This is a genomic window from Halomonas sp. A3H3, from assembly GCF_000982975.1.
GTDB classification, from domain to species: Bacteria; Pseudomonadota; Gammaproteobacteria; order Pseudomonadales; family Halomonadaceae; genus Vreelandella; species Vreelandella titanicae.
Window position 1 is genome coordinate 2,175,600 of the sequence record NZ_HG423343.1, and the last position, 9,785, is coordinate 2,185,384.

Sequence of the window (9,785 nt, forward strand, 5' to 3'; positions counted from 1 at the left end):
ATCACGGTTAATACAAAGCTAGCATCAAGTTATCGACTTAAAAATATGAAATAGTGTGCCTATGAAACGGATCAAGGTAACGCCCACCTGGTGCTTTAGTGATGAAGAGGGGCACCGTCTCGATACCAACCTTCTGCGCTTGCTGGGGGCGGTGCATCGTCATGGCAAGTTGACCCATGCTGCCGAAGAGGCGGGTATTTCCTATCGTCACGCGTGGAATTTACTGCGCCAGGGCGGAGAGTTTTTTGGTGTTTCCCTGGTAGCCATGGCGCGTGGGCGAGGGGCGCAATTATCACCGCTGGGTGAAAAGCTGCTATGGGCCGAACAACGCGCCACCGCTCGGTTAAGCCCGCAGCTTGATAGCCTGAGCTCAGAGCTCAATCTTGCCATTCAGCAGCACCAGGAAGGCGTGCACCCGGTTCTGCGTCTCCACGCCAGTCACGGTTTTGCGATAGAGCTACTGCCACAGCATTTGGGGGAGTTGCAGCTTGACCTGCAGTACTGCAGCCCGCTGGAAGCACTGGCGGCGCTTAACCGCAATAGCTGTGATCTGGCGGGTTGCCATCTTCCCCGAGGCGCGGTGGGCGAGAGCATGCGGCGCAAATACCGCCGACTGCTCAAGCCTCGCTATCATCGGCTGGTAGGTTTTATCGCCCGCCAACAGGGGCTAATGGTGGCGCCGGGTAACCCGTTGGGGATTGATGGCGTTGCAGCGCTGGCCGACAGGTCGGCCACGTTTATAAACCGGCAGGCGTCGTCGGGAACCCGGGAGCTTTTGGATGGCCTGCTGGCCGAGGCGGGTATTGCTGCAGCCAAAGTGAACGGTTATGAGATTGAGGAGTACACCCACTCGGCGGTGGCGGCCTATGTAGCGGCGGGAATGGCGGATGCAGGCTTTGGTGTCGAGGCGGCCGCGCAGCGGTTTGGGCTTGAATTTGTGCCGCTGGCCACGGAAGACTACTTGCTGGCCTGTCATCACCGCTCCCTGAAAGAGCCTAAATTTGACGAATTCTTGCAGGTATTGCGCGGCGCTTCCTTTCAAGAGGCGGTGCAGGGTCTGCCGGGTTATAGCCCGAGCCAGTGTGGCAATGTGATACAGGTAGAGGAGATATTCTCACCAACACCCTAAGCAGCTAGTGGAGAGATTCAAGGCATAACTGTGCTGAGTGGCATCAGAAACGCATGGAGCCTGGAATGGTTTTACCTCAAGACGACGATGGATGCTGACTATAGCGGCTACACCCGTAGACCAATCAAGTGGTAGCTAAACGGGCGAACCTCATACAGCAATCCTAAAAGACATAACCCCATAAAGTGCGACGTTCTTTAGGAACCTGCGCACTTCCAAGTGCTTTGAGTCGACGAAAGCCGCGAGCAGTAGAGGAGTAAAATAGAGGTATAGAGCGAAGTCGACCGATACTATGAAACGCTGGTGCGCGTAACATGTTCTCAATTCTCAGGGCTTACGTTCATGCCGCATTCGGCGGTAAACCAATCACGAAAGCGCTGTATCTCTTCGTCAGCGGCCCGGTTTTCACGATAACAAAGATAGTGGCGCGTTTCCTCCAGCACTACTTGCTCAGCAACTGGTCTAACCAGTCTTCCCTCTGCTATCAACGGCATCACTAGATGATCCCACCCTAGCGCAACACCTTGATGGTTTAATGTCATCTGAATCAACATGTTATAGTCATTTGCATTGAAGAAATGAGAGCTATCCTTAGCATTCCTAGCGATCTCGAGCTGGTGAATAGCCATCCACACCCCCCAGTCCACATGCTCGGCCACCTGAGCGCGCCCGTAGGGGCTAAGGTTGAGCAGTACAGCGCCATGTCGCAACCCATCCAGAGTGCCGATCTCTGGATGTTTCTCCAAGTAGCGAGGCGAACACACCGGGTAGATTACATCACAGAACAGCGGAATGCTGATATAGCCTTCCATAACACGCGATAGCTTGGTGATAAAGATATCTGGAGAAACGCCTGGTTCCATGGCAAGGAAGTTCTGCGTCGTCACCAAGTTGAGGTCGATGTTCGGATTGTTACTAAAGAAGCTAGGCAGGCGGTGCGACATCCACAGCGCTGAGAAGGCAGGCGAGCAACATAGCGTTAGCGATTGTCGAGCAACGTTACCAAAATCATCTCGGATGCGATCAGCGGCTTGAGCGATATTGATGAACGAAAGCTGAGCGGCATCGAAGAAGATAGCGCCTGCTGCCGTCAGTTCCACAGCACTTCCCACTCGCTTGAACAGAGGCGTCTTCAGGAAGCTCTCCAGTTCGCGCACTTGACGGCTGATAGCAGCCTGGGTCACGCATAGGGCCTCTGCTGCGCGGGTGAAGTTCTGATAGCGCGCCGCCGCGACAAACGACCTTACTGCCCGCAGCGAAGGCATCTTCAACAGTGTTTGATCTGGAGCAGTATGTCGGCTCATTACGTGAAATCCTCAACGCTCGGGTAAAAGGCACTTCTACTCAGCCAGTTGGCTGCCTAGACCCACAGTAATCCGGAACTCGATATCGCGGCATCGTTGGAAGACTACCCCAAAGCAACGGTTATCAACAGACCCTTAAGCTGTCAGGAAAGGCAGAGCGTGGAAGGAAGTAAAAAGACTAGCAATCAGGCGGCTTACTGCACCGATATCTTCATCGCCAGCAGGTGAAGAGTTGTTATTTTCTAGCTGCCAGGGTTGCTAACGTACTTTCTGGTAATACCTCATTCTGAACCTTTGGCTCTGATAAAAGATACCGGTCTCCCCATAACATCTGCTCATGATTTGACGATAGAAAAGGTTTCTTCCGTCGCTATGGCATCACTGCTTATCCTGACAGTTCGGCTCGCTTGAGAATATTTGAACAAACTCAGCCGCAAAACCGTTCGTAAATATTTAACGGGCGACGCTCTCACATCGTCATTTCCAAAAGGTAATAATATGAACTTCGACGGTATCTGGACTCCTGTCGTCACGCCCTTCAACAGTGATGGCTCTCTAAAGCTCGAAGCTCTGGATGAACTGCTCAATACACTAATTGAACAGGGAGTGCATGGTTTAATCATCGGTGGCACTACAGGCGAGTACTACGCCCAGAGCATGGATGAGTGTAAGAGACTCTTTGACCGAGTAATAGAGCATGTACAGGGAAGGATTCCGTTGATGGCAGGGATCAATGCCACTGCCACAGCAGACAGCTTAGAACTGGGCCAACATGCTAAGAATAGTGGCTTCGATGCTCTGCTGGTGGCCGCGCCCTACTACTGCCAACCGGCTCAAGACGAGTTACTGGCACATATCCGTGCTATTGATGATGCCTTCGATATGCCGGTTATGCTCTACAACTTTCCTGATCGCACCGGTGTGCCGATGACCATGGCGCTAATAGAAGCCCTGCGCGACCGCCCTAATATACAGGCAATCAAGGAAAGTACAGGTTCTATTGAGCGCCTCCATACGCTAGCCACCGATCACGCCGATCAGCTACAGCTAAGCTGTGGCATGGATGACCAAGTGCTGGAATTCTTCGTGTGGGGCGCCCGGAGCTGGGTGGCCGGTGCTTCCAACTTCCTAGCCCCCGAGCACGTCGCTTTGCATAAGGCCTGTGTAATAGATAAAGACTTCGTCACCGGGCGTGAGCTGGCCGCGCGGCTGCTACCGATGCTCAATCTACTGGAGCAGGGTGGCAAGTTCTGTCAGTACATCAAATACGGCTGCGAGCTGGCTGGCCTGCCAGTCGGCCCGGCGCGACGCCCGCTGCTGCCCTTGAATGAGCAAGAGAAGGCTGTCTTCAAGCAGGTCTATGATGCATTGGTTGCCTGCCGCAGTTGAAACCTTGCCGTGGAGCACGCCCCATGAAGCTGCAATGCAAGTTTCTTCCCCAGGACGATGGATGCTGCGGCTGGTACGAAACCTTGCCCCCACCCCCGCCAAGCATGCCGCTGCGTGGCAACGTACGGGCCGACTGGGTGGTATTGGGGGCTGGTCTGGCTGGATTGGCTGCGGCCCGTCGCTTGGCCGAGCTGAAACCAAACGACGATATCGCCCTGATTGATGCTCGGCGCGTTGGCTTCAGTACCGCTGGGCGCAATTCGGGGTTCATGATCGATCTACCGCATGACCTTAACTCCAGCGACTACACTGGCGACCGCACTCACGATCTAGAACAGATTCGCCTTAACCGCGGCGCAATCGACTACATGCGCGAGATAGTGCAGCGCCATGGTATTGACTGCGATTGGCGCGAGCAGGGCAAACTGCATGGCGCGGCTAGAGACCAAGGCATCCGTGTGTTGGAAACGTTTGCCAATGGGCTTTCTGCGCTTGGCGAGCCCTACCGCGCATTAAACGCTGATGATATGCAGACAATTACCGGCACGCGCTTCTACAAAGCTGGCTTGCATACTCCCGGCTGCGTGCTGGTTCAGCCGGCGGCGTTAGTACGAGGCCTGAGCCAGGCTCTGCCCGAAAACGTGCAGTTGTTCGAGGACAGCCCGGTACGCCATATAAACGTGGGCAAACCCCATGTGCTGGTGACCGACCAGGGCCGCATTGAGGCGCCCCGGCTAGTGCTAGCCAACAATGCCTATGCTGCTCAGTTCGAACAACTGGGACTCAAGGGGCGTCTGCTGCCGATTTACACCTACAGTAGCCTGACTCGCCAACTGAGCGATGCCGAGTGCGCCAGGCTAGGCGGCGACAATAGCTGGGCGCTGATACCAGCAGACCCAATGGGCACAACGGTTAGACGCATGGGAGACGGGCGTATTTGCATCCGAAACTCCTTCACCTATAACCCTAACGTCAGTACCAATGATCGCCAGCTGGCAAGAGCGCGAGCCGCCCATCAGAGTTCCTTTAAACGACGCTTTCCAATGCTATCGAAGGTGAGCTTCGAATACACATGGGGAGGGGCTTTATGCCTAACCCGCAACAATGGCAGACCGTTTGGTGAACTCGCCCCTGGCGTGTTCAGCGCCCTATGCCAAAACGCCTTGGGTCTGACTGGCGGCACTATCTCCGGAAAACTGATCGCCGAATACGCACTCGGTATGGAGAGTGAGCTGCTCGATATCATGTTGAAGCAGCCCAAGCCAGCCGCCAACCCGCCCTATCCGCTGCTTGGCATGGGGGTGCGCAAGGCCCTCGCCTGGAAGGAGTGGCGAGCTGGAATTGAACGCTAAGTGACCGAATCGATATAGAAAACCATGCTTCGTGCAGAGAGAAGTACGTAACCGAGAGATCAATAAGGGAGTAAAAAATAATGGCCAACACCCTCACCCAGGAAAATATTGCGCAGCAAATTGAACGGCTCGAATATCGCAATCTAGCCTTCATCGATGGTCAGTTCGTACCAGCAAGGTCGGGCAAAACCTTCGCCACCCTTAATCCGGCCACCGGAGAGGTTATTACTCAGCTGGCCGCGTGTGATGCCGAGGACGTTGATATCGCCGCCAAAGCCGCACGCCGCGCTTTCGAAGCGGGTGTTTGGTCGAAGATGGCGCCCGCCGAACGCAAAGCGATCATGCAACGCTTCGCCGATCTGATTGAGGAAAACTGCCTGGAGTTAGCGGTGCTCGAAGCCATTGAGGCTGGCAAGCCGATCAGTGAGTGCTTCAATGTCGATATCCCCGATACCGCTAATACCATCCGCTGGCATGCCGAAGCCATCGACAAGCTCAACGATGCCGTAACACCCACTGAGAGCAGTGTGCTTTCCATCGTCACTCGCGAGCCGATCGGTGTGGTTGGCGCAGTGCTACCGTGGAATTTCCCAGCCATGATGGTTGGCTGGAAGCTGGGTCCGGCGTTAGCCACTGGGAACAGCGTGATCCTCAAGCCTGCCAAGCTAACTTCGCTGAGCACCACGCGCCTTGCTGAGTTAGCCTTCGAAGCAGGCGTGCCAGCAGGGGTGCTCAATGTACTACCCGGCATGGGATCAACGGCTGGTAAGGCAATTGGTATGCACCCTGATATCGACCTAGTGGGCTTTACTGGCTCCACAGAAGTTGGGCGCATGTTCCTTGAATACTCGGCGGCCAGTAATCTCAAGGAAGTCTTGCTGGAATGTGGTGGCAAAAACCCTCAGGTGGTAATGCCCGATATCCACGATATCAAGACGGTCGCCAGTAACGTTCTCGCTGCCGCTTTTTGGAATATGGGTGAGAACTGCTCAGCGGGTTCGCGACTTATTGTACACCGTTCCATCAAGGACGCCCTGCTCAAGGAGGTGCTGGCCCAGTTGGAAAGTGATTGGAAGCTGGGCGACCCATTGGATCCTGAGGTCAATCTTGGCGCCTTGGTGGAGGAAGCTCACATGGAGAAAGTACTTTCGTATATTGCAACAGCCAAAAAGGAAGGACTTACATTACTTACCGGTGGTGAGCGGGTTCGCAAAGAGAGCGGCGGTTACTTCGTGCAGCCGACGATCTTCGATGACGCCACCCCTGAATCAACCATTGTCCGTGAAGAAATCTTCGGCCCAGTGCTGGCGGTGATGGCATTTGATACCGAAGAAGAAGCCATCGCTTTAGCCAACGACACCTGCTACGGCCTCGCGGCATCGCTTTGGAGCAACGACCTTAACACCGTTCATCGCATGTCGTCGGCGATTCGTGCTGGCACTGTGACTGTAAATTGTTTCGGCGAAGGCGACATTACCACTCCGTTTGGCGGATTCAAGCAATCCGGTTTTGGTGGGCGCGATAAATCTATCTACGCTCATGACCAGTACTGCGAACTCAAAACAACCTGGATAAAACTCACCTAAATAGAGTAAGGGAAAGCTACTCAAGTCGCCTGCTGCGCCCCTGTCTCTCCTGTTTTGTACTTGGAAGGCAGGCCTGAAAAATCCGTTAAATCTTTTTATCCATAACAAAAGGTTGTGGTTTGCTGGTCAAAAATGTCGTTTCCACTACTTAACTCACCAAAGTAGTTTAAACGGATAACTGCAATACAACAGATAAAGAAAAACGCCAGATTACAATATCTCCACTAAAAAAAGGCAGCTAATAAATGAAAACTTCAACAAAGCTCAACCACTGTATTATTTTGAATACCCTCATTGCTTCTGTCTTGATAATTCCAGGCGTTGCTATGGCGAGCGATGATACCTACCGCTTCCGTATGGTAAATGCGGAGGATACGGCAGATTCTCCGGCAGGGCGGGGCATGCAGAGGTGGGCTGATTTGATCGAAGAACGCTCAGATGGTCGCATGACAGCCCAGGTGTTTCACCAAGGAGCGCTTGGCAATGTCAGCGAGGTTTTCGACCATATGCTAATGGGCGGTGTCGACATGGTCATCGCCGCTACTCCGACCTCCTACGACAACCGGGTTGGAGTGATGTCGCTACCTTATCTATTCTTGGATTGGGAGGAAGCACAGACAGCTTGGGAGCGCGGCGGTTGGATGAACGGTATCGTTGAGCCGATCTTCACTGATATGGGGCTCAAGATGTTTGGGTCTTTTCCGTGGGGGTTCACTGGCGTCGCTACGCGTGGTGATTATGCGGTAAGCCTCGGCGAAGCCCAGGAGAAAGCATTGAAGGTACGTGCCATTCCTGCTTTTCCCGTACCTCAAACCGTACAGGCGATGGGCTACCACTCGGTGCCGCTTGACTGGAACGAAGTATATACTGCCATCCAGACAGGCGTGGTGGATGGCGACGCCGGCAATATCATTTACTGGGACTATGAGTTCTTCGGCGAAATCCTCGACTACTTTGTGCATACCAAGCACTTTTTCGGTCAAGCTGCGCTGATGATGAACCAGGATACCTGGGCAGCCTTAGACGAAGAGGATCAGCAAATTGTCGCGTCTGCAGCCTATGAGGTCGTTGACAAGCAGTTCTCGGATGCCCAATCCGAGGATGAGTACTGGATCGCCACCGCTCAAGAAGGCGGTATGGAGTACATCGAGCTTTCCGATCAAGAGTTAGCAGAGATGGCGCAGCACGTGCGCGACGTGGTATGGCAGCAAGCAGAGGAAGAATTTGGTACCGAGCTGATCCAGGAAATTCTCAGTCACACTCAACTGGAAAATTGATTCTAAGGGCAGAGTCATCGCTGACTCTGCCCTTGCTTTATATATCCAGAGAATTAAGGAGCTGAGAGATACCATGATCATTTTCAAGTGCATCGACTGGCTGCTCGACAGAATTATTGCACCAATCGTGGCAATAATAGGATTGTTTGTCGCGCTATCTTTTGTCGTCGGTATTACCGCGCGTTCGTTTCTAGGGATTCCTCTCTTCGGGGTGGAAGAGTTGGTTCTAATAGCGGTTATCTGGTTCTACATGCTCGGCGCTATTCTGGCCTCTAAGAACAGCGCTCATCTTCGGGCAGACTTTATTCCTGTCGTCATTAAAAATGAGAAGGTCATTTTGGCGTTTCGTATCATAGCCACCGTAATTTCTATCCTCATGGCAGGGCTCTTTGTCTTATGGAGTAATGAGCTGTTCCAGTGGGCCCTTCAGAGGAGCCAAACAACACCTGTGTTCTCGATCCCTATGTATGTTTCGCAGGTCAGCCTCCTGACCGCCGCTTTGTTCATGACCCTATACCTTGTCAGGGATCTCATTAACGATATCCAGGCACTTTGCCACAAAAAAGATAGTAGTACGCCGATTCAGCGGTAGTACTATTTAAGGGAGTTAATTATGGGCGCTTTAATAGCCATTGGCATGGTAGTTCTGTTGATGCTGATTGGTGTACCAGTGGTGTTTTCTTTCGCCGCGATGGTCGCAACGCTAGCCTTCTTCTACGATGTCGACGTAACTTTTCTTGCCACTACCGGCTTTTCCTCTATCAACTCGATTATTCTTATTGCCTTGCCTTTATTCATCATGACCGGCTATCTGATGCAGTCGGGCGGCCTAGCCGCTAGGTTGGTGGCTTTTGTCGAAGCGCTGACCGGTCGCTCCCGCTCCGGCATGGGGTCATCTATGGTCGTGGCTTGCGGTATCTTTGGGGCGATCTCAGGCACTGCCTCTGCTGCAGTGGCTTCCATAGGTACCATCATGGTTGGCCCCATGCAAAAACATGGTTATGAGAAACCGTACATTGCTGGGCTGCTGGGTATCTCATCATTACTAGGGCTATTGATACCACCTAGCATCACCATGATTCTTTACGCCATTGTGACCCGTCAATCGGTTGCTGCAAGCTTCCTCGCTACTATCGGCCCTGCCTTATTATTAATACTTTTCCTATGCGTTTATAACGCGATTAAAATACGGCTTACACCTGGGGTCGTCAGCGCAAAGATGCCGCTTAATGAAAGAGCCAAGGCGATTGGTGATACCGGTTGGAAGGCCATTCCTGCCTTGATGCTGCCAGTGATCATTCTCGGTGGTATTTATGGCGGTATCTTTACGCCCACCGAAGCGGCAGCTGTCGCCGTAGCCTATGCTATCCCGGTGGGTATGTTCGTTTACAAGGGGCTTAATATCAAAAAAGTCCTAGCCTGGATTTCTCATAGCACCTCAGCCAGTACCGCACTCAGGCTAACACCGCTAAACACCTATTGGCTCGACTTACATCGGCTACTTTTTAACCACTTTTCGTCGTTCAGACACACCTCCCCCTTCCCCCCATTGCGTCGGGCCGGGGGAGCCCGAGCAGTCAGTTCGGCACCAACCGCCTGACGAGATCGGATAGCGCCGTTTTATAGGGGTAGCTGTCACTCATGAGTACGCGGATTCGGCGCGTATTGCGGATGATGACCGCGCCTACTTTGATGAGCTTGAGCCTCAGGTTGCTCGGACTCATGCGCGCGAAGGGCGTGTGCTTCAG

9 protein-coding genes are annotated in these 9,785 nt (G+C 53.2%); 7 read left to right on the forward strand and 2 right to left on the reverse strand.

The window, feature by feature from the left end; all coding sequences use genetic code 11:
- Window positions 1-61: 61 nt before the first annotated feature.
- A complete protein-coding gene (locus tag HALA3H3_RS09720) occupies window positions 62-1,129 on the forward strand; it encodes a substrate-binding domain-containing protein (RefSeq protein ID WP_022521365.1) in 1,068 nt (355 codons plus the stop codon).
- Window positions 1,130-1,449: 320 nt separating this feature from the next.
- Here HALA3H3_RS09720 and HALA3H3_RS09725 read toward each other — a convergent pair whose 3' ends face one another.
- Window positions 1,450-2,433 (reverse strand): LysR substrate-binding domain-containing protein, encoded by a 984-nt coding sequence (locus tag HALA3H3_RS09725; RefSeq protein WP_022521366.1) that lies wholly within the window; start codon window positions 2,431-2,433, stop codon window positions 1,450-1,452.
- Between the two features lie 498 nt (window positions 2,434-2,931).
- On the opposite strand from HALA3H3_RS09725, the gene HALA3H3_RS09730 reads away from it, so the two are divergent.
- The 6 genes from HALA3H3_RS09730 to HALA3H3_RS09755 all read left to right on the forward strand — a co-directional run bounded on the left by HALA3H3_RS09730 (window position 2,932) and on the right by HALA3H3_RS09755 (window position 9,637).
- On the forward strand, window positions 2,932-3,822 hold the full coding sequence (locus HALA3H3_RS09730; protein ID WP_022521367.1) for a dihydrodipicolinate synthase family protein: 891 nt from the start codon (window positions 2,932-2,934) through the stop codon (window positions 3,820-3,822).
- A 23-nt stretch (window positions 3,823-3,845) separates the two neighbouring features.
- On the forward strand, window positions 3,846-5,174 hold the full coding sequence (locus HALA3H3_RS09735; RefSeq protein ID WP_022521368.1) for an NAD(P)/FAD-dependent oxidoreductase: 1,329 nt from the start codon (window positions 3,846-3,848) through the stop codon (window positions 5,172-5,174).
- Window positions 5,175-5,254: 80 nt separating this feature from the next.
- Complete coding sequence (locus tag HALA3H3_RS09740) at window positions 5,255-6,760, forward strand: aldehyde dehydrogenase (RefSeq protein WP_022521369.1); 1,506 nt, start codon at window positions 5,255-5,257, stop codon at window positions 6,758-6,760.
- A 245-nt stretch (window positions 6,761-7,005) separates the two neighbouring features.
- Entirely contained in the window at window positions 7,006-8,037 is a 1,032-nt protein-coding gene (dctP, locus tag HALA3H3_RS09745; RefSeq protein ID WP_022521370.1) for a TRAP transporter substrate-binding protein DctP, read from the forward strand.
- A 73-nt stretch (window positions 8,038-8,110) separates the two neighbouring features.
- The gene (locus tag HALA3H3_RS09750) at window positions 8,111-8,629 is read left to right on the forward strand and encodes a TRAP transporter small permease (protein WP_022521371.1); all 519 of its coding nucleotides are present in this window, start codon (window positions 8,111-8,113) and stop codon (window positions 8,627-8,629) included.
- A 21-nt stretch (window positions 8,630-8,650) separates the two neighbouring features.
- Window positions 8,651-9,637 carry a TRAP transporter large permease subunit gene (locus HALA3H3_RS09755; RefSeq protein ID WP_022521372.1) on the forward strand — a complete coding sequence of 329 codons (987 nt, stop codon included), beginning with the start codon at window positions 8,651-8,653 and terminating at the stop codon, window positions 9,635-9,637.
- Here the strand turns inward: HALA3H3_RS09755 and HALA3H3_RS27330 are convergent.
- Entirely contained in the window at window positions 9,615-9,761 is a 147-nt protein-coding gene (locus tag HALA3H3_RS27330; protein WP_370657678.1) for a transposase, read from the reverse strand. The two genes, HALA3H3_RS09755 and HALA3H3_RS27330, sit on opposite strands and share 23 nt — an antisense overlap.
- Window positions 9,762-9,785 lie beyond the last annotated feature (24 nt).

What these genes read in the sequence shown, in the direction of transcription:
- HALA3H3_RS09720 (WP_022521365.1), top strand. Translation starts at nt 62, where the DNA reads ATGAAACGGATCAAGGTAACGCCCACCTGGTGCTTTAGTGATGAAGAG.
- HALA3H3_RS09725 (WP_022521366.1), bottom strand. Translation starts at nt 2,433, where the DNA reads ATGAGCCGACATACTGCTCCAGATCAAACACTGTTGAAGATGCCTTCG.
- HALA3H3_RS09730 (WP_022521367.1), top strand. Translation starts at nt 2,932, where the DNA reads ATGAACTTCGACGGTATCTGGACTCCTGTCGTCACGCCCTTCAACAGT.
- HALA3H3_RS09735 (WP_022521368.1), top strand. Translation starts at nt 3,846, where the DNA reads ATGAAGCTGCAATGCAAGTTTCTTCCCCAGGACGATGGATGCTGCGGC.
- HALA3H3_RS09740 (WP_022521369.1), top strand. Translation starts at nt 5,255, where the DNA reads ATGGCCAACACCCTCACCCAGGAAAATATTGCGCAGCAAATTGAACGG.
- dctP (WP_022521370.1), top strand. Translation starts at nt 7,006, where the DNA reads ATGAAAACTTCAACAAAGCTCAACCACTGTATTATTTTGAATACCCTC.
- HALA3H3_RS09750 (WP_022521371.1), top strand. Translation starts at nt 8,111, where the DNA reads ATGATCATTTTCAAGTGCATCGACTGGCTGCTCGACAGAATTATTGCA.
- HALA3H3_RS09755 (WP_022521372.1), top strand. Translation starts at nt 8,651, where the DNA reads ATGGGCGCTTTAATAGCCATTGGCATGGTAGTTCTGTTGATGCTGATT.
- HALA3H3_RS27330 (WP_370657678.1), bottom strand. Translation starts at nt 9,761, where the DNA reads ATGAGTCCGAGCAACCTGAGGCTCAAGCTCATCAAAGTAGGCGCGGTC.